We start from the raw sequence: 19,133 nt of genomic DNA on the forward strand, positions 1-19,133 counted from the left end.
CGCCGATCAAATATGTCTCTGGAGTGCCTCCAGTGCTGATTTCCGGCGATGATTTCCGGAGATTGCCAGTAAACCAGGGTAATGCTAGCCTATGGCGACTTTTAATCTACCCCTATTGAGGAATTTATGGCTGTTGAACGCACTCTGTCCATTATTAAACCCGATGCCGTCCAGAAAAATGCCATTGGTGCCATTCTGGGTCGGTTCGAAGCAGCCGGTCTTCGGGTCATTGCCAGTAAAATGCTGTACCTCAGCCAGGAAGATGCGGGTGGTTTTTATGCAGTGCACAAGGCCCGTCCTTTTTATGGTGAACTGTGTGCGTTCATGAGCAGCGGCCCGGTACTGGTCAGTGTGCTGGAAGGTGAGGGTGCCATTCTCAAAAATCGTGATCTGATGGGCGCCACCAATCCCAAGGATGCCGCTCCGGGAACCATCCGTGCCGATTTTGCCGACAGCATTGATGCCAATGCTGTCCACGGTTCGGACAGTGCCGAAACAGCTGCCTGGGAAATCAGTTATTTCTTTAGCCAACGGGAGATTTTTTCGCGCTAAATGAGTGCCGAAGCCGCAGTCGTGATTCCGGCGCAACAGCCGCATCTTTTGGGACTGAATCAGCAGTCTCTGGCTGCCTTGTTGACCGAATGGGGAGAATCTCCTTTTCGCGCCAAGCAGGTACTGCAATGGATTCATGGGCGGCAGGTCGCGGATTTTGCGGAAATGAGCAATATCAGCAAGAGTCTCCGGGCGCGTCTCGCAGAACAAACACTTTATGCGGAACCGGAAATCCTGGCTGATCAACTGGCCGCTGATGGCACCCGTAAATGGTTGCTGGGCCTGCCGGATGGTAATGCGATTGAAACGGTCTTCATTCCCGAAGAAAATCGGGGCACTTTATGTATTTCCTCCCAGGTCGGCTGTTCTCTGGCCTGCAGTTTTTGCGCGACCGGCGCCCAGGGCCTCAGCCGCAATCTCGAAACCCACGAAATCATCGCCCAAATCCGGATTGCCCGTCAGAAGCTGGGCTTGGATGCCATCACCAATATTGTATTCATGGGTATGGGCGAACCTTTGCTGAACTTGCGGCATCTGTTTCCTGCCCTGGATTTGTTGCGCGACGATTTTGCCTATGGCTTTGGCCCCAAACGCATTACCGTCAGCACGGCAGGGGTCGTTCCTGGTCTGGACCGCCTCGGTGCGGAAAGCCCGGTGAATCTGGCCATCAGTCTGCATGCCAGCCGGGACGAGGTTCGGGATATTCTGGTTCCCATCAACCGGCATTATCCGTTGGCCGAATTGCTGGAGGCTTGTCGGCGTTACCCGCTGCTCCCGCGTCGTCGCATTACCTTTGAGTACGTCATGCTCGACGGAGTCAATGACAGTGACACCGATGCCCGAGCCTTGCTGCGGATATTGTCGGGCATTCCGGCCATGGTCAATCTCATTCCCTTCAATCCTTTTCCCGGTTCTGATTATCAGCGTTCGCCACAAAAGCGCATTGATGCTTTCCGGGATATTGTCATGCGCGGGGATGTGATGACGGTTACGCGCCGACCTCGCGGTGACGACATTGCCGCAGCCTGCGGTCAACTGGCCGGACAGGTGCGAGATGGTCGCCGCAGCATTCCCTTGAAGGTACAGGCATGAGCACGAGCAGAATCCCGTTATCCCTGAAGATAATCATTCCTGCGGTGCTGACCGCAACGGTATTAAGTGGCTGCGGGCTCTTTGGCAGTAAGAACACGGCCATGACACCCGATCAGCAAATGGCGGCATTTATTGCCCACGAACATAAAACCCGCGCCCAGGATCAGGGTCTCCAGGCACCTGCCGACGATGGAAAAGCCAAGGCGGGCATTTATACTTCTCTGGCTACGGCTTATCTGCAGGATGGTCACCCCAGGCAAGCCATTCGCGAGTTGCAAAGGGCCACTCAGGTTGATAGCAGCTATGCGAATGCTTACAACGTGATGGGGCTGGCCTATGAGCAGTTAGCCCAAAACGGTCTGGCGAAGCAGGCTTTTGTTCAGGCGCTATCGCTCGATAGCAAAAATCCTGAATACCGCAATAATTATGGGGCTTTTCTGGTGAATGCCGGGGACTACCAGCAAGCCATCACGCAGTTGAAGATGGCTACGGCGGACCCCTTATACAGCACCCCCCAGTTTGCCTGGACCAATCTGGCACAAGCCTATGCCGGCCTGAAAAACCTTCCGGAGGCGCGCGATGCCCTGAATCGTGCCCTCTACCTGGTCCCCAATTATCCGCCGGCATTGCAGATGCTGGCCGAGCTGGATTTTAAGGAGGGTAACGTCAATAGCGCCTACAGCCATTTGCAGGTGGTGCTGGCGCAACAACCGGATAATCCCGGTGCATTGTTGCTGGCCGGACAAATTGCCGCCCAACAGGGGCGCAGCAGTGAAGCTACGGCATTGTGGCAACGCTGTGTGAATGCGGCACCTTATTCTGCGGCCGGTAAAAAAGCCCAGCAGCTGTTGCTTCAGCAGGGTTGAACAAGCGATGGACGCCATGGATGAAAGCCAGAGTCATTCCGAGTTGCGCAGCGCCCGCGAGGCGCGGGGCTGGACCCTGCGCCAGGTGGCAGAGCAGTTACATATTACGGAACTGCAGGTACAGGGTCTGGAAGAGGGGAATTATCATGTTCTTCCGGGTGCCACTTTTGCTCGTGGTTTTCTGAAAAATTATGCCCGTCTCCTGGGCCTGGATCCGGAACCCTTGTTGCGCAGTTATGATGCCAACAACGCGGGTTCAGGGCTGTCTCCCACCCGTCAACTCCTGCCCGATGGGGAGAGTCCTCTGCTCGATTACAGCAAAAGGACCCTGTTGATTTCATTCCTGATTGTGGTCGCGGTGATTGTAGCCGTGTGGTGGTTCTGGGGGCGTTCCGGATCATCGGCCACGCCTCCTCCCGTTACTTCTGCGCACAATCAGCCCCAAAATAGTGTTTCCATGCCGGCAACCCTGGCTCCACCCGCAGTGTCTACGGCCTCTGGGCATAGTGTGACTGCGGCACTCCAGAGTCAGGCGGGCGCCACTAGCACTGTTCCCGTTGCGGCAACCCAATCTGCGGCTCGCGCTGTCGTCACTGATGGCATTGCTTTTCAGTTTCAGGGCAATTGCTGGGTACAGGTCAAGGATGCTGAAGGTAAAACCCTGCTGGCGGTGCTGGGGCGTCCGGGTGATCTGCTTAATGTACATTCGGGCAAGCCACCCTATCAGGTCTTACTGGGTAATGCCCGGGGGGTGAAAATCCAGTATCAAGGCAAACCTGTTACCCTCCCCGTGAATGCTTTAGGCGTAGCCCGTCTGCAACTGGGTACGGCACCTACGGCCAGTACGATATCGGCGCAAGCCACAGTATCCCCAACGCGCAGTCCGGCTCACCAAGCCCATGCAGTCCCTCGACATCCTGCTGTGTCCAGTACATCCTTAGCCGGTATTGCCGCTCCATTAACATCTGCTGCGCTTTCTGCAAGCGCGGCTGTCACTAGCGAGGCTTCCCATGCACCATGAATCTCCTATTCAGCGCCGTAAAACCCGGCAAATTCACGTTGGCAAAGTAGCCATCGGTGGAGATGCCCCGATCAGCGTGCAAAGTATGACCAATACCGAAACCCGGGATGTGGCCGCGACCGTGGCACAAATTCGTCGTCTGGAAGCGGTCGGCGCAGATATAATCCGGGTGTCGGTACCGAGCATGGATGCTGCTGAGGCTTTCAAGGCCATCCGCGCCCAGGTGGAAACCCCCTTGGTGGCGGATATTCATTTCGATCATCGTATTGCCCTGCAGGTGATGGCCGATGGCGTCGATGGTTTGCGCATCAATCCCGGCAATATCGGCTCGCTGGACAAAACCCGTCTGGTGGTGGAAATGGCCAAGGACAAAGGCATTCCGATCCGGATCGGGGTCAATGCCGGTTCTCTGGAAAAGGATATTCAGGAAAAATACGGGGAACCCACCCCGGAAGCTCTGGTGGAATCGGCGCTGCGCCATGTCAGTATCCTCGACGAACTGAATTTTCATAATGTCAAAATCAGCGTCAAAGCCTCTGACGTGTTTCTCGCGGTGGGGGCCTACCGCTTGCTCTCGGAAAAGGTCGACTACCCCTTGCATCTGGGCATCACCGAAGCGGGCGGATTGCGCTCGGGTACGGTCAAGTCCGCCATTGGTCTGGGTTTGCTGTTGCGGGATGGCATCGGCGATACCATCCGGATTTCCCTGGCGGCTGATCCGGTAGAAGAAATCCGGGTGGGTTTTGATATCCTCAAAAGCCTGCATCTGCGCCAGAAAGGCATCAATCTGATTGCCTGTCCTTCCTGTTCCCGGCAGGAATTTGATGTAATCAATACCATCAATGCTCTGGAAGCGCGCCTCGAAGATATTCTGGAGCCCATGGATGTCTCGGTGATTGGCTGCGTGGTGAACGGTATTGGTGAGGCCAAGGAAGCAGACATCGGACTGGCCGGCGGCGATAAGCGCAGTATTCTTTATTATCACGGCAAGCAGGTGGATCGGGTCGAAAACGTCAATATTGTCGATGTGCTGGAAAAGCGGATTCGTGCCGAAATTGCCGAGCGTCAAGCTGCCCGGCATGATGCCTGATCCGGGATATTTTTATGGCGGTTAAGGCATTGCAGGCAGTGCGGGGAATGAATGACATTTTCCCGTCCGAAGTCGCGGGCTGGCAGACTCTGGAAACTGATCTGCGCGCCCTGCTGAAGCTCTATGATTACGGGGAAATTCGTCTACCCCTGCTGGAATCCACGGAGCTTTTTGCCCGGGCCATCGGCGATGTCACTGACATTGTGCAAAAAGAGATGTACACCTTCGCCGATCGCAATGGCGACAGTCTCACCCTGCGCCCCGAAGGGACGGCGGGTTGTGTGCGTGCAGCCATCCAGCATCAGACCATGCGCGGGCAGACACCTCGCTATTACTACATGGGCCCGATGTTTCGTCATGAACGTCCCCAGAAGGGCCGCTATCGCCAGTTTCATCAACTGGGTGTAGAAGTGTTCGGCCAAGCCGGTGCTGGTGCAGATGCCGAAGTCATTGCCCTTTCCGCACGCATCCTCCAGCAAGCGGGAGTAGAGGCTGCGTTGCAGATCAACTCCCTGGGAAGCCCTGCAGCACGCGCAGCTTACCGTGAGCGCTTGCTGGCCTATCTGCGCCCCCGGCAAGCTGCTTTATGCGCGGACTGTCAAACCCGAATGGAACGCAATCCCCTGCGGGTTCTGGACTGCAAGGTGCCGGGTTGTCAGGAGATTGCCGGCGCGGCTCCGCACCTGGTTGATCATCTCGACCCGGAATCCGCCGCACATTTTGCCTGTTTGCGGGATTTGTTGACGGCCCTGGATATTCCTTATGTGGTCAATCACAGTCTGGTACGAGGCCTGGATTATTACAACCGCACGGTTTTTGAATGGGTGACCGATGCCTTGGGTGCTCAGGGCACCGTATTGGCAGGGGGCCGTTATGATGGGCTGGTCAGCCAACTGGGAGGTCAGGAAACACCCGCTATCGGCTTTGCCGTAGGGTTGGAGCGCTTGCTGGCCCTGCAGGAAATCCAGGGCAAGCTCACCACTGCTGCACAACCGCTACTTTTTGTCGGAGCGCTGGATGACCACAGTTTGGCTGCTGCCTGGAAACTGGCCGAACATTTGCGTGACCAGACTGTCAGTGTGGTTAGTGCCGGGCCGGCGACTTTCAAATCCCTGATGAAGCAGGCTGAGCGTTCCAAGGCGCACTTTCAGCTGCTGATTGGAGCCGGACAACTCCAGGGAGAGCCCGTCATCATCAAGGAACAGGATGGGGAAGGGCGCTGGGAGGGGAGTCTGGACGCCGTGACTACTGGTTTGCAAAGCCTTGGCGTTGATTTCCCCCGACATGCACCCCATACTGAGCACAATTTTGCCACAGCCAGAAGATTAAAGTGACCGGTCAAGAACTTTCTGCATTGCTTTCCCGCCATCGTGTTGCCCTCATTGTGGGTGTTATTGTCATCCTTCTCGCCGCCATGGGCTTTTTTGGTTATGAGAAATATCAACGCCATCAAACTGAAAAAGCGGCGGTACTCTATAATGAACTGGTGGATACCATGCTACAGGGGCAGAACAGTACCGCCCGTGCCAGTGCGGATACGCTGATTCATCAGTATGGGAGTACAGCCTACGGGATCATGGCACGTTTTTTTCTGGCCCGCCTCGATATGGATAGTAAACAGGTGCCCGCCGCAGAAAAATCGCTCAGTGCTGTCATGGATGATTCTGCTGCCCCGCGCGGTATGCGCAGCTTGGCGCGCATGAATCTGGCGCGCCTGTATGTGGATCAGCATAAGCCCCAGAACGCCCTGCATTTATTGCAAAAGTCAGACTCCGCTTTTGCCGCTATAGCGGACGAAATCAAGGGCGACGCCTATGCCTCCCTTCAGCAGGTCAGCAAGGCTGATCAAGCCTACCAGGCGGCGATGAAAGCCTTGCCGGAAACCGACCCGTACCGTAGTTATCTGCAGATGAAAATAGCCAATATTGGAGTTGCGCCGTGATGCGAACAGTTCTTTTCAAAAGCATATGGCGTTCAGCCGCTCTAGGAACCTTTGCGGTTTTGCTGAATGGCTGCGGAATCATGTCCTGGTTCCATTCTTCTCCTGGTCCGAAAACGCCCCCGCCCCTCAGTAAAGGGGAAAAGCAGGTCTCTTTTTCCAACCAGTGGCAGGCACGGCTTTATGGCCTGTGGCCCATCAATCCCTATCAGGGGACTGACATTGCCCGGCAGGGTCGGCAGATTGTCGTGAGTGATGCCTCGGGACACCTGGTCAGTTTAAGCGATAGCGGTAGTCAGCAATGGATTCGTAGCCTGGTAGGAAAAAGTGCGCGCGGGGCGACTATCGCTCATGGGGTGGTTTATACCGGCACCACTGCGGGTCAGGTATTTGCCTTTGATGCCAAAAACGGGCACAAGCTCTGGTCGGTGCAGTTGACCTCTGAAGTCCTGACCCCGATCGTTTACGCGCAGGATCATTTGCTTTTGCAAACGGTCAATGGTCATCTCTGGGCGCTGGATCCGAAGGATGGCAAGGTCCAATGGACTTTTTCCATGAATCAACCTTCCCTGATTTTGCGCGCAGTTTCCACCCCCACCGTACATGATGGGGTGGTTTATGCCGGTTTTGCCGACGGTACTCTGGCTGCATTGAGTCTCTCTACCGGCGCCGAATTGTGGCATGCCCGCGTGGCCATCGCCCATGGCAGTAATGAGTTGGCGCGGATGGTGGATGTGGCAGCGCGTCCTGTGGTGGCCGACGGGCAGGTATTTGCAGCTGCTTATCAGGGCAATCTGGCCGCCTATGCTGCACAGAGCGGTACCCAGAACTGGAGCGTTCCCATGTCGGTCTATCTGACCCCGGTCTGGTTCAAGGGGCATTTATTTGTGGCTGAAGCCGATGGCGATATTGCCGAAATTGATCCGGGTTCCGGTAGTATTTTGTGGCAAAACGCCCGACTCAAAGGCCATGCCATGACCGGTCTGAGCAGCTGCGGGGATGCTTTGCTGGCTACCGACAACGGCGGTTATCTCTATGCTTTCAATCCGGAATCAGGACATCGCATCGGCCAGACCCGCATTTCTTCCAGTGGCATTCAAAGCAGTCCTGTCTGTCTGGCCAATGACCAGATTCTTGCCCTCAGTGATGCGGGTACTTTGTATCGGATCAAGCTCGCAAAGCGCTAAGGTTGCGTCATGACTGCAGTAATTGCCCTGGTGGGGCGCCCCAATGTCGGTAAGTCCACCTTTTTCAATCGCCTGACTCGCACCCGTGAGGCTCTGGTGGCGGACTTTCCGGGTCTGACCCGGGATCGTCACTACGGAACGGCACAATTTGAAGGACGCCAGTTTCTGGTCATTGATACAGGTGGTTTTGAACCGGAGCAGCGCGCAGGACTGGTAGCCGCCATGGCCATCCAGACCCGGCTGGCTATTCAGGAAGCTGACGCCATCTGTTTTCTGGTAGATGCCAAGGAAGGCTTGTCGACGCAGGACGAAGAAATCGCTACTGAATTGCGGCGTGGCGGCAAACCCATTTATCTGGTCGTGAACAAGATGGATGCCAAGGGCGCGGTCAGTGAACTCCCGGAATTTCACCGTCTGGGCCTGGGGATGCCCTATACTATATCGGCGGCCCACGGCCATGGGGTGGAAACTCTGCTGGAAGCGGTGTTTTCCGATCTGCCCAATGAGGACGTTACCCAGACCGATATAGCGAAGGGTCCACGCATTGCCATGTTGGGACGCCCCAATGTGGGCAAATCCACGCTGGTAAATGCTATGCTCGGTGAAAAGCGGGTGCTGGTATTTGACGAGCCAGGCACCACCCGGGACAGCATCCGGATTCCCTATGAGCGGGAAGGTAAACCCTACGTCATGATTGACACGGCCGGCATGCGCCGCCGTGCCCGGGTCGGTGAAGGCCTGGAAAAACTCAGCGTTCTGAAAACCCTGGGCGCTCTGCGGGAAGCCGACGTCGTGCTTCTGGTCCTGGATGCCCGGGTCGGTATCGCCGAGCAGGACTCTCATCTGGTCGGCGTGGCGGTAGAGTTGGGCCGGCCGATTATTGTGGTCATCAATAAGTGGGATGGGATGAGCCCCCATGATCGCAAGGCAGTCAAGCAGGAACTGGAGCGACGGCTGAGTTTTATTCAATATGCGCCGGTATATACTATTTCTGCCTTGCATGGCACAGGCGTAGGGGATCTGTACAAAAGTATCGATCGTCTCTGGGAAAACTCCCGCAAACATTTTTCCACCGGCGAATTGAACCGGGCGCTGGCCGAAATTATCGAAACCCATCAGCCACCCATGGTCGGCGGGCGTCGCATCAAATTACGCTATTGCCATCAGGGTGGCGAAAATCCAGTGACTCTGGTGTTTCACGGCAACCAACTCACGCGTTTGCCCGGTAGTTACAAGCGTTATCTCGAAAGTGCCTTCCGAAAAACCTTGGGTCTGGATGCCATTCCGCTGCGGCTGATTTTTCGTCAGGGTGAAAATCCCTACGATCCGCAACCCAAAAGAGGAAAGCATTAAATGAAAGGCAGTCTGGCTGGATGGTGGCGCTGGGCCATTGTTGCTCTGTTGATTTACCTGGGCATTTTGTGGAGCGGGCAGATGCTTCCGGTGAATCCTCAGGGCTTGTGGATACGTGCAGGAGAGTACGCCCTCTGGGCTACGGTAACCCTAGGGGCCATCGCCCGTTTTTATCCGGTACTTGGTCCCTATGGTTGGAGACCGGTGACCATTTTTCTGGGGGCGGTTTTATCCGGGCTGGAAGTATTTATCGGTGCGGGTCCCAATAGCAAAACCCGAGTGGATGAGTGGATGACTGCTTTGATCGGTATTGCGGTGATTACCATTCTTGCCCGGGTATTGCCGAGGGCCATCACGATAATCTGGTTTGGACAGGAGGTGCAAAAGCGTGAACCTTTTACTCGTACGCCACGCTGAAGCAGAAGATGCCGCTGTATCCGGCGCCGATTTTACGCGCAAGCTCACGGCCCATGGTCAGCAAAGCGCATCTGATGTAGCCAGGGCTTTACGATACTGCCTCAGCGGGTCGGTACTGATCTGGAGCAGCCCCTTGTTGCGCACCCGTGAAACTGCGGAATATATCGCCCAGGCTCTGGCGACACCCGTGTCCCAATATCATGATGCCATTCCTGCCGGGGATCTGAATGCCCTGAGCCAGGATTGGCAAGCGCTGCCTGAACTGCCGGACACTTTGATCGTGGTCGGTCATCAGCCTCATCTCGGCATCTGGACAACCCGTATCACCCACATCAGTGTGCCCGTCAAGAAAGCCAGCGTGACCGGTATATTTCTGCCCAAGGCCGACCGGCTGGAAGGGGAGCTGCAGTGGTATGCCCTGCCGGAAATGCTGTCCAGAATGGTGCCATTCATCCGGACGTAAGTCAGGCCATTTCAGTTGGAATGGCAAATGGGTGTATACTTATCAGAGTCACTTCACACGTTCATTCAGGAGGTGTTAGATGTCCGAAGCAGCAGATCTCGTCATTATTCTCATTACCGGTGCCGAAAACCCCAAACGCTTGCCGTCCGCTTTTTTTCTGGCAGCCACTGCCGCAGCCGCCGAGCAGAAAGTCGTGATGTACTTCACGGGTCCTGCCACGGAATTACTGGCCAAGGGTAAGGCTGAAAGTATTTTCCCCATGGAAGGCGGCAAAAGCGTCGCTGACTTTATGAAGCTGGCCGAAGATAATGAAGTACAAATCATTGGCTGTCTCCAGTCTCTGGAACTGAATGGCATGACCAAGGAAGATCTGGCCAAACCCATTCCCATGATGAATCCCAGCGCAGCATTGCCGTCTCTGGCTGCGGCCGGTCGTATTCTGACCTGGTAATTTTCTTTACCATAAATAAGCAGATTTTTCAGAGCCCGTCCTGATGAACGGGCTCTCTTTGTAAGCGCGGTTTTGTCATCAAACTGTCATATAACTATGCTAGATTGAATGCGCGTCTCGTCAAGGCTGCCCGACGGGCATTGATGACGTACGGTGTGTTAGTGAAAAAGCCGTAAATCAACGTATTCGCCATCTTTGGAGGTCTTATGCTGTATCGCTTGAAGAAAGAATTTTCTCGTAGTGTGAAGGGCGCGGTCATGATTTCTGCACTGGGTTTTGCCGGCATGTATGCCATGCCCGCCAGCGCCGCCACGATTTCCTTGCTGGAAACCGGCTCTACGCTGCTCTATCCGCTTTTCAACCTCTGGGTACCGGTTTACACCAAAATGAATCCCGGCGTACAGATCACCACCCAGGGCACGGGTAGTGGCACTGGTATTTCCGAAGCCATTTCCGGCGTGGCCCAGATTGGCGCTTCTGATGCTTATATGAGTGATGCCCAGATCAAAATGCATCCAAACATTTTGAACATTCCTCTGGCTATTTCCATTCAGATGATCAACTACAACCTGCCGGGTCTGAACAATAAGCACCTGAAACTTTCCGGTCCGGTGCTGGCTGACATCTACTCCGGCAAAATCACCAACTGGGACGATGCTGCCATTGCCAAGCTCAATCCTGGCGTGAAGCTGCCTAACCACAAGATCGTTCCGATCCATCGTACTGACGGTTCCGGCGATACTTTCATTTTCACGACCTATTTGTCAGACACTTCTCCGGTTTGGAGCAAGAGTGTAGGCTACAGCACCACCGTGAGCTGGCCCGCTGTTTCGGGTGGCATTGGTGCTGAAGGTAATCCGGGCATGGTTCAAGCTCTGAAAACCACCCCTTATGGTGTGGCGTACATTGGCATCAGCTGGAAGAAGCCGGTGGAAGAAGCCAAGCTGGGCCTGGCCATGCTGAAAAACCGCGCCGGCAACTTCGTTCTGCCCACGGTTGAAAATGCCAAGGCGGCTGCGGGTGAAATGGTCAGCAAAACCCCTGCGGATGAACGTATCAGTCTGGTCTATGCGCCTGGTGCCAAGTCCTACCCCATCATCAACTATGAGTATGCCATCGTCAGCAAGACCCAGCCCAAGCCGGAAGTCGCTGCGGCTCTGAAGAAGTTCCTGAACTGGGCGATTGATCCCAAGGGCGGTAATGCTCCTCACTTCATCACGGCAGTGAACTTTGTGCCGTTGCCCGACAGTGCTGCTGAACTGTCTCGTAAGCAGATCGCTGAGATTCACTAAGGTCTGCATGATGCCGGGAAACTCCCGGCATCATGATCCCATTGCCTGAAAAATCGTATTATATTTTTTCTTTGAATACATTCGCCATTTTGGAAAAACGGTAATGAAAATTCCTGTATTCAGAATATCATTGATTGCCACGGCAAGCTTTTTGCCGATTTCATTAATTTTATTAGTGGTTTTTTTAGTTATTTATTCCTGGCCGGCAATTGAATATAACCAGTTTCATTTTTTATGGACCAATGATTGGAATCTAGGGAACCTGTATGGCAACCCCGTAGAAGTAGGTGGTCATCAGATTATGCCTGGTGCTAAATATGGCATCTGGTTTCTTGTTGTCGGAACCATCGTCAGCTCAGTGCTCGCCATGCTGATGGCCATGCCCATCGCTGTTGGTGCCGCCTATTTTTTGAGTGAAGGAATTCGTAAATCCTGGTCCGGCCCTTTGTCTCTGTTTGTGGACCTTCTGGCGGCCATTCCCAGCGTGGTATATGGACTCTGGGGATATGCTTTGCTGGTTCCGCTTTTTGGTAATACAATTTTCCCTTTTTTAACAAATATTTTTTCTTTTATTCCTTTTTTGAACGGTAGCCCGGGTAGTGGTTACGGTTTACTGACTTCGGCTTTTGTGCTGGCTGTCATGATTATACCCTTGATTTCAGCGACCCTCCGTGAATCCATCCAAATGATCGAACCCGCTTTGAAGGAAGCCGGATTGAGTTTGGGTTTGACGCGCCTGGAAGTATTTTGGCACATCATTTTGCCAAAGCTGAAAAAGGTACTGATTGGGGTGGGTATTTTGGCCTTGGGCCGCGCGCTCGGTGAAACCATGGCCGTGCTTATGGTCAGCGGGAATGCCTTGAACTATCTCCCGGGTAATATTTATGCGCCCATTTCGACAATGGCCGCATTTATTGCTTCGCAACTGGATAGTGCGCTGCAGGACCCGACCAATATGGCAGTTGAGGCATTGTCTGAAATAGCACTGGTATTATTGTTGATTACCATATTGGTGAATATTTCTGCTCGATTGATCTTGTGGATGGAAAAGGTGCGCTGATGGCTGCTAGCAAGATGATGGAAAAACAGCTTTCGACAAAGGCGTTACCTCCCAAAGTATTCAAGATGTCTTTATGGCGAAAATTGATGACGGTGTTTGCTTCTGTCGCTGTGTTTGCCTCTTTTGCTTTTCTCGCTATTATGTTTTTGTCCATTATTGGTGATGTGCTTATTCACGCCTGGCCGGCGCTAAATATCAAATTATTGACAGAAATCACCAATGGTATCGGTGGTGGCCTCAAAAATGCGATTGAAGGGTCCATTGTCATTTCTCTGGGCAGCATTCTTCTGGCGGCACCCATAGGTATTTCAGCGGGGATTTATTTGAGTGAACACGGACAGGGAATGGCCGGGCAGTCCTTGCGTTTTCTTTCTGATGTGTTGGTAGGTGTGCCTTCTATTGTGCTCGGTTATGTGGGCTACATCACCATGGTCATTTATCTGGGTTGGCAATTTTCCGTGGCTGCGGGCATTATTACCCTGACCATCATGTTATTGCCCTACATTGCCCGTTCTACCGAATTGGCGATTAGTAACATACCGCTGGCCGTGCGCGAAGCTGGGTACGGATTGGGGGCCGGGGAAGGGCGCATTGTTTTCAAGATTCTTTTGCCGGGTGCTGCACCTGCCATCATGACGGGACTGTTTTATTCTGTGGCCTTGTCCATGGGGGAAACGGCACCGCTGCTCTATACAGCGGGTTGGTCGAATTATATGTGGTCAGGTAATCTGACCAAGGAACCTATTGGTTATTTGACGTATGTTATCTGGACGTTTATTAACGAACCTTTTGCCGAATCCCACATGCTGGCTTTTGCGGCAGCATTTCTTATCACTGCCGGGGTATTGATGCTCATTCTGTTGGGACGCTGGTACATGGTACGTGCCCAGAAACGGATGGGAGCGTACCGCTAACTTACGGGTTGAAAACCTCCAGGACTTTTTGATCTTCAGAACCTGCCAGCAGTTCTTTGGCTCTGGCCAAGTGCTCTGCCGCACGACCCCGGTCACTATTATCCGTCGTTAGCCAGATAGGGAATAACGTAGTTTCTTCACGATTTTCATGCTTGGCCAGGGAACCGGACAACATGGCACAGATGGCTGGTAACATGCCATAGTCTTTTTCGTCGAAGGTTTCTTCAACCAATCGGGATTGCACAATAATGCTGTCATGTTCAAAAAGCATATCCGCCAGAGGTCCTTTTTCCTCGCCACCACCGAGTACCGGTCCCAGTAAATTGTTTTCCAGATGTACATGGCGACGTAATCCCAGCCAATAGTCCTGAAAAATACTTTCCGCCTCAGCAATCCGATTTTCGTTGGCTGCAGCCAGAACCTGGGCGAATTGATGATCCAGACGGTAATGGTCCCAAGTTAACAAATCGACAACATCCTTGGCTTCTGCTTCAGCGCGTGGTTGTACTTCGATTTGCCAGAGGGCGCCGTCACTTTCCATACTCCAGGAGATGGCGTCGCGCAGCTGAAAAGCCACGGCACGCATCATGGCTGTCGGATCCGAATCGGTCAGCACTTGCAGACGTTGTCCGACGGATAAGCGAATGGCTGCGGCATACACCAGAGGTTGAGCTTCTGTGTAGCTCATTCCCCGGACATCCAGTGCGTTTTTCACGGACACATCATGAGCGGAGGAGGTTACATCAATTGCCATGAGAAATATCCTTATGTTTCAGAATGGTGCCCAGGGCCGGACTCGAACCGGCACGGCATAAGCCGAGGGATTTTAAGTCCCTTGCGTCTACCGATTTCGCCACCTGGGCGAGTACTTGTTGACCTGTATTCCCTGACTCGCGTAAAGCATTCAGAGCTGATCAACAACCCCTGCATCATAACAAGATCATCTCTTGCAGACCAGATAAACCACCCATGCTCCTCAACCCTCGGCTGCCCATATAGAAGGAAGCCAGGTTTCAGTGAGCTCTTGTAAACAGACTGACCGGTCGGTATTATTGTGTAGGTATTTATGGCATTTTCTATGGAGGTATTATGACCGACCTTTTTTCACCATTACCATTGGGTAGCATCACCGCTGCCAATCGCATCCTGATGGCACCGCTCACCCGTTGTCGAGCCGAAGGAGAACATGTTCCTACAGCGCTGATGGCTGAATATTATGCGCAGCGAGCCAGTGCCGGGCTGATTATCGCCGAGGCAACAATGATTCTCCCTGGAAATTCGGCATTCTGGCATGAACCGGGTATTTATTCGGATGAACAAATAGGGGGATGGCGAAGGGTGACAGATGCCGTGCATCAGGCGGGTGGTAAAATAGCCTTGCAGATTTGGCATGGTGGCAGAGCCTGCCATCCCGATCTGAACGCGGGCGCCATTCCGGTTGCGCCAAGTGCGTTGGCAATTCGCCATGAAGAAGTACATACCCCCAACGGTAAACAAGCCTATACCCTCCCACGCGCGCTACTGGACGATGAGATTCCTGTCATTGTGGAAGGTTTTGCCCAAGCTGCCCGCAATGCCATTACTGCGGGATTCGATATGGTCGAAATCCATGGAGCCAATGGTTATCTGCTGGATGAATTTTTACGGGATGGCAGTAATTTGCGTGCGGGTCCTTATGGCGGTTCAGTGGAAAACCGGGCGCGCTTGCTTCTTGAAACGGTGGCGGCAGTTTGTGAGGCGGTGGGTGCCGACAAAGTCGGCCTTCGTTTATCACCGCTCAATAGTTTTAATGATATGCAAGATAGTGATCCGATTCATTTGCTGGGTTGGCTTGCTACCCGCTTGAACGATTATGGATTAGCCTTTCTGCATCTGATGCGAAGTGATTTTTACGGCCGTCAGACTGGTGATGTTGTATCTGTGGCGCGGCAAAATTTTCGGGGACCATTAATAGCCAATATGGGTTACACCCCGGAAGAGGCAAAAAATGCCGTAGCCTCAGGCCAGGTGGATGCTGTTGCTTTTGGTACCGCATTTCTGGCGAACCCCGATTTGCCAGCGAGAATTCATCAGCAGCATGAGCTGAATGAGCCCGATCCGACAACATTTTATACCACCGGTGCAAAAGGGTATACGGATTATCCTGCTGTGGGAGCTGTATAATTTTTGAGTTTGTTATTTAAAGCAATTTTATGCCGCCAAGTGATTGCAGTCTGGCGGCATCATAAGTATTGCCTGTTGGCATCATTACGGGTTGTTTACGCTGGACCAATATCTGGATCCATATCCAATGGATCACCCCACTCATGGCGCAACTCACCACGTTTCTCGTCGGGTATTTTTATCTCACTGAAGAGAGCCAGAAAATCTTTGAGCTCAGATGGTACTGATGCCATGGTTTGCAGAGATTCTGCAATTTTCCCTGCTTCTCTGGCACTTAGCGTAGTAATCACATTTTTGTCTTCAACATTAACTTGCATGAGATTCTCCTTGATAAAAGGATTTCGGTTGACGGAAATCATTATCCATGGAAAGTACTGCCTCAGCAGCCAGATAAGCAAAGTCTAAAGTAGATCGATTCAAATCCCCTGCTTTTTTGAGTAGTGCATCAGAAACCTTATCAGCCTCCGCTTTGCTCATGATTAGACGAAATTGATTATCTGCACTTTTTTCAAATTTCATAGCAACCTCCTTGTATAGGACTATGCATTGTTCATGTGAACACCTGATAGTATAGACAGTAAAAACAAAATAATGTTCCACAATATTTTTATTATGAATTACTGAAAACCAGAACGTTCTTTCTGCAGTCTTGAGAGAGCAAGAGTATTTCTATGATTTTGCTGAATCAAACGGCATAAGGTGGCAAAAAAATGCCTGCACACCCGGTAATATTTTAAGTATAGCTTAGAAGTGGATTACTCGCTGTAGGCTTCGCTTCGGGTACGATCACGTTCATGATGAATTCGTACGCCGCGCAGGAGGACGGTCAGGCTTGTTGCCAGCAGGAAATTGAGGATCAGGGCGTAAAACCCTATATAACCAGGAATCAGCACAGAACCGATATGTAGGGTATAAGCCGATTTCTGGAATCCGGTCTGGGCGGCTGCCCATACTCCCCAGACCAGGGCTCCGGCCCAGGCGGCGAGTAGGGCCCGGGGATCAAACCAGCGTGTATAGATACCCGCTACTACGGCTGGCAGGGTTTGCAGAATCAGGATGCCACCGAGAAGCTGCAGTTGAATGGCAAATTGGGTCGGTAAAAAGAGAATGAAGAGTAGGGCGCCAAATTTCACCAGCAATGATATCTGTTTGGCCATACGGGTTTCCTGCTGAGGACTGCACTGTCGGTGCAGGTAGCTACGGTAGATATTGCGGGTAAAAAGATTGGCAGCGGCAATGGACATGATGGAAGCTGGCACCAGAGCACCAATGGCAATTGCGGCGAGGCCTATGCCCACCACATATGGCGGGAAATAAGCGAGTAACAATCCAGGAATGGCGAATTGTGGTCCATAGTCATGAAAATAAGGAGCCAGGGCGGGCTGGGAGGGAAGATGCGCGGCGTAGGCCATGTAACCGAGCAGGGCAATCAGTCCCAGAACGAAGGAGTAGGCGGGTAGCAGGATCCAGTTGCGGCGCAAGGTATCTGTACCCTTGGCAGCGAGGACTGCCGTGCTGGCATGAGGATAAAGCATGAGACCCAAAGCCGATCCCAAAGCCAGGGTCAGATAAAAGGATTGCATGCCCCAGTTGTGCTGGGTGATGGCGGGTAAGAGCAAATGCTGTGCAGGAACAGCATGGAAAATGGCAGCAAGGCCTCCCAGCTTCCACGGCACGACAATCATCAGGGCTAACAACGCCAGGTAAACCAAAAGATCCTTGACCACCGCTATGCTCGCCGGAGCGCGGAGCCCACTCACATAGGTAAAGGCTGCCAGAATCACGAAAGCCATCATCAGTGGCGCGTCACTCCAGGGACCGTGGGTGCTGAAACCCAGGGCAGCGATGACAACTTCGATACCGACTAACTGCAGCGCAATGTAGGGCATGGTCGCGACGATGCCGGTTACTGCCACCGCCAGGGCCAGAAGCGGACTGTCATAACGAGCGTCCACAAAATCGGCCACAGTGACGAAGCCATGTTCTCTGGCAACTCGCCAGAGTCGGGGAAGAATGGCGAAGACAAGGGGGTAGACCAGAACCGTATAGGGGAGGGCGAAAAATCCCAAAGCGCCAGCCCCAAAAACCAGGGCGGGGACAGCCACAAAGGTGTAGGCCGTATATAGGTCTCCGCCAATGAGAAACCAGGTAATCCAGGTTCCAAAGCGACGGCCACCAAGGCCCCATTCTTCCAGATGATGCAGGTTGCCCCGCTGCCAGTGAGACGAGGCAAAGCCCAGAACAACAATGACCAGAAAGAGAATGGCAAAGACTGACAGGGTAACGGGATTCATCGGCCTGATTCCAGACGCAGGTAGGCTAAATAAAGAAAAACACTAGAAAGGGGCACCCAAAGAATCTGCCACCAGTAAAAAAAGGGAATACCGAAAAGCTCCGGGTTAATCCGGTTGTAAAAGGGTACCGCCAATACTGCCACACAGGGTACCGCCAAGAGGGCAACGCCCTGCCATCCCAATTTTTTTTTTGCCACCGGCTGTTCCTCATTATCTGAACGGTGCAGCATAACAAAAAGTACCAGATGGACAAATGTCGATTTTTGGACAAGTTGCTGGATAAGGCTTGCATCTATCGGATCGGGATAGGATTTTTTCTAAACCACGAACTACAGGTACAGCTTGATTATATGGTGGGTTGTGAGGGGATCGAACCCACGACCCGCTGATTAAGAGTCAGCTGCTCTACCAACTGAGCTAACAACCCAAGAACAACGCATTATAAGGATTTAGATCGGGAAGGCAAGAGCTGAGCTGTAATCTACAGAAATTGTGTTTGCCTTCCCAGGCAGTGTGGCCAACGGTTTAATGAGTGACTTTCTGCCGCAGGCGGATGACAACCTCGACATTTTCCACTTCTGTTTCCGCCGGAATATCCGGCAGCTTGCTGATTTGCAAAGCGCTGGCCGGGATGTCCTGTAATTGCCCGGTATCCACATGATAAAAATGATGATGCAGAGATACGTTCGGGTCGTAAAAAACCTTGCCTGGTTCGACAATGACTTCACGCACCAGTGAATGGTCGGCAAACAAGCCAAGGGTGTTATAAACCGTAGCCTTGGAAACCACAGGATAATCGGCATTCACACGTTGCATGATTTCTTCCGCAGACAGGTGGGCGCAAGAAGAGAAGAGGGCGTAACCTATCTCCACACGCTGGCTGGTGGGGTTAACACCTGCATCCCGCAAAATTTCCAAAACCCGCTGTTTGTTCCAATCCTGATGATCCATGGATGGCCTCACTTTAATTCTAAACAAG

General features: G+C 52.9%; 22 protein-coding genes and 2 tRNA genes. 16 read left to right on the forward strand and 8 right to left on the reverse strand.

Features of this window, described 5'->3' with window-relative positions; genetic code table 11:
• Window positions 1-126: 126 nt before the first annotated feature.
• The 15 genes from ndk (at window position 127) to pstA (ending at window position 13,697) form a co-directional block, all read left to right on the forward strand.
• Window positions 127-552, forward strand: coding sequence for a nucleoside-diphosphate kinase (gene ndk / locus AC2VLR_RS10400; RefSeq protein WP_215843684.1), 426 nt, complete (start codon window positions 127-129; stop codon window positions 550-552).
• Window positions 553-1,644, forward strand: a complete 1,092-nt coding sequence (rlmN, locus tag AC2VLR_RS10405) for a dual-specificity RNA methyltransferase RlmN (protein ID WP_486882049.1) — start codon at window positions 553-555, stop codon at window positions 1,642-1,644.
• Entirely contained in the window at window positions 1,641-2,510 is an 870-nt protein-coding gene (gene pilW / locus AC2VLR_RS10410) for a type IV pilus biogenesis/stability protein PilW (RefSeq protein WP_486882050.1), read from the forward strand. The genes rlmN and pilW overlap by 4 nt, the downstream gene beginning before the upstream one ends.
• Before the next feature lie 7 nt (window positions 2,511-2,517).
• Complete coding sequence (locus AC2VLR_RS10415) at window positions 2,518-3,531, forward strand: RodZ domain-containing protein (protein ID WP_486882051.1); 1,014 nt, start codon at window positions 2,518-2,520, stop codon at window positions 3,529-3,531.
• Window positions 3,521-4,621, forward strand: coding sequence for a flavodoxin-dependent (E)-4-hydroxy-3-methylbut-2-enyl-diphosphate synthase (gene ispG, locus AC2VLR_RS10420; RefSeq protein ID WP_486882052.1), 1,101 nt, complete (start codon window positions 3,521-3,523; stop codon window positions 4,619-4,621). Before AC2VLR_RS10415 ends, ispG begins: the two co-directional genes overlap by 11 nt.
• Before the next feature lie 14 nt (window positions 4,622-4,635).
• Window positions 4,636-5,955: a histidine--tRNA ligase gene (gene hisS, locus AC2VLR_RS10425; RefSeq protein ID WP_486882053.1), complete on the forward strand. Its 1,320-nt coding sequence runs from the start codon at window positions 4,636-4,638 to the stop codon at window positions 5,953-5,955.
• On the forward strand, window positions 5,952-6,563 hold the full coding sequence (locus tag AC2VLR_RS10430; RefSeq protein WP_486882054.1) for a YfgM family protein: 612 nt from the start codon (window positions 5,952-5,954) through the stop codon (window positions 6,561-6,563). Before hisS ends, AC2VLR_RS10430 begins: the two co-directional genes overlap by 4 nt.
• Window positions 6,563-7,747 (forward strand): outer membrane protein assembly factor BamB, encoded by a 1,185-nt coding sequence (gene bamB, locus AC2VLR_RS10435; protein ID WP_486882090.1) that lies wholly within the window; start codon window positions 6,563-6,565, stop codon window positions 7,745-7,747. Before AC2VLR_RS10430 ends, bamB begins: the two co-directional genes overlap by 1 nt.
• Window positions 7,748-7,756: 9 nt before the next feature.
• Window positions 7,757-9,100, forward strand: a complete 1,344-nt coding sequence (der, locus tag AC2VLR_RS10440) for a ribosome biogenesis GTPase Der (protein WP_486882055.1) — start codon at window positions 7,757-7,759, stop codon at window positions 9,098-9,100.
• The gene (locus AC2VLR_RS10445; RefSeq protein WP_486882056.1) at window positions 9,101-9,517 is read left to right on the forward strand and encodes a hypothetical protein; all 417 of its coding nucleotides are present in this window, start codon (window positions 9,101-9,103) and stop codon (window positions 9,515-9,517) included.
• Window positions 9,489-9,980, forward strand: a complete 492-nt coding sequence (locus AC2VLR_RS10450; RefSeq protein WP_486882057.1) for a SixA phosphatase family protein — start codon at window positions 9,489-9,491, stop codon at window positions 9,978-9,980. Before AC2VLR_RS10445 ends, AC2VLR_RS10450 begins: the two co-directional genes overlap by 29 nt.
• A gap of 79 nt (window positions 9,981-10,059) precedes the next feature.
• Window positions 10,060-10,431, forward strand: a complete 372-nt coding sequence (locus AC2VLR_RS10455) for a DsrE family protein (RefSeq protein ID WP_486882058.1) — start codon at window positions 10,060-10,062, stop codon at window positions 10,429-10,431.
• 206 nt (window positions 10,432-10,637) lie between these two features.
• Window positions 10,638-11,723, forward strand: coding sequence for a phosphate ABC transporter substrate-binding protein PstS (pstS, locus tag AC2VLR_RS10460; protein ID WP_486882059.1), 1,086 nt, complete (start codon window positions 10,638-10,640; stop codon window positions 11,721-11,723).
• Window positions 11,724-11,826: 103 nt separating this feature from the next.
• On the forward strand, window positions 11,827-12,783 hold the full coding sequence (gene pstC, locus AC2VLR_RS10465; RefSeq protein WP_486882060.1) for a phosphate ABC transporter permease subunit PstC: 957 nt from the start codon (window positions 11,827-11,829) through the stop codon (window positions 12,781-12,783).
• Window positions 12,783-13,697 (forward strand): phosphate ABC transporter permease PstA, encoded by a 915-nt coding sequence (gene pstA, locus AC2VLR_RS10470; RefSeq protein WP_486882061.1) that lies wholly within the window; start codon window positions 12,783-12,785, stop codon window positions 13,695-13,697. The genes pstC and pstA overlap by 1 nt, the downstream gene beginning before the upstream one ends.
• A 1-nt stretch (window position 13,698) precedes the next feature.
• Here the strand turns inward: pstA and AC2VLR_RS10475 are convergent, their stop codons facing one another.
• On the reverse strand, window positions 13,699-14,451 hold the full coding sequence (locus tag AC2VLR_RS10475; protein ID WP_486882062.1) for a hemerythrin domain-containing protein: 753 nt from the start codon (window positions 14,449-14,451) through the stop codon (window positions 13,699-13,701).
• 24 nt (window positions 14,452-14,475) lie between these two features.
• A tRNA-Leu gene (locus AC2VLR_RS10480) sits at window positions 14,476-14,560 on the reverse strand.
• A 226-nt stretch (window positions 14,561-14,786) separates the two neighbouring features.
• On the opposite strand from AC2VLR_RS10480, the gene AC2VLR_RS10485 reads away from it, so the two are divergent.
• Window positions 14,787-15,860 carry an alkene reductase gene (locus tag AC2VLR_RS10485; protein ID WP_486882063.1) on the forward strand — a complete coding sequence of 358 codons (1,074 nt, stop codon included), beginning with the start codon at window positions 14,787-14,789 and terminating at the stop codon, window positions 15,858-15,860.
• Between the two features lie 95 nt (window positions 15,861-15,955).
• Here AC2VLR_RS10485 and AC2VLR_RS10490 read toward each other — a convergent pair whose 3' ends face one another.
• From AC2VLR_RS10490 to AC2VLR_RS10515, 6 genes are all read right to left on the reverse strand, one after another.
• Window positions 15,956-16,177 carry a hypothetical protein gene (locus AC2VLR_RS10490; protein WP_486882064.1) on the reverse strand — a complete coding sequence of 74 codons (222 nt, stop codon included), beginning with the start codon at window positions 16,175-16,177 and terminating at the stop codon, window positions 15,956-15,958.
• Window positions 16,167-16,379: a hypothetical protein gene (locus AC2VLR_RS10495; protein WP_486882065.1), complete on the reverse strand. Its 213-nt coding sequence runs from the start codon at window positions 16,377-16,379 to the stop codon at window positions 16,167-16,169. The genes AC2VLR_RS10490 and AC2VLR_RS10495 overlap by 11 nt, the downstream gene beginning before the upstream one ends.
• Window positions 16,380-16,615: 236 nt before the next feature.
• Window positions 16,616-18,154: a monocarboxylate uptake permease MctP gene (gene mctP, locus AC2VLR_RS10500; RefSeq protein ID WP_486882066.1), complete on the reverse strand. Its 1,539-nt coding sequence runs from the start codon at window positions 18,152-18,154 to the stop codon at window positions 16,616-16,618.
• Complete coding sequence (locus AC2VLR_RS10505) at window positions 18,151-18,351, reverse strand: DUF3311 domain-containing protein (protein ID WP_486882067.1); 201 nt, start codon at window positions 18,349-18,351, stop codon at window positions 18,151-18,153. Before AC2VLR_RS10505 ends, mctP begins: the two co-directional genes overlap by 4 nt.
• Before the next feature lie 154 nt (window positions 18,352-18,505).
• Window positions 18,506-18,581, reverse strand: a tRNA-Lys gene (locus AC2VLR_RS10510).
• Window positions 18,582-18,679: 98 nt separating this feature from the next.
• Window positions 18,680-19,105: a Fur family transcriptional regulator gene (locus AC2VLR_RS10515; protein ID WP_486882068.1), complete on the reverse strand. Its 426-nt coding sequence runs from the start codon at window positions 19,103-19,105 to the stop codon at window positions 18,680-18,682.
• Window positions 19,106-19,133 lie beyond the last annotated feature (28 nt).

Source organism: Acidithiobacillus sp. TH-A117, assembly GCF_057473465.1.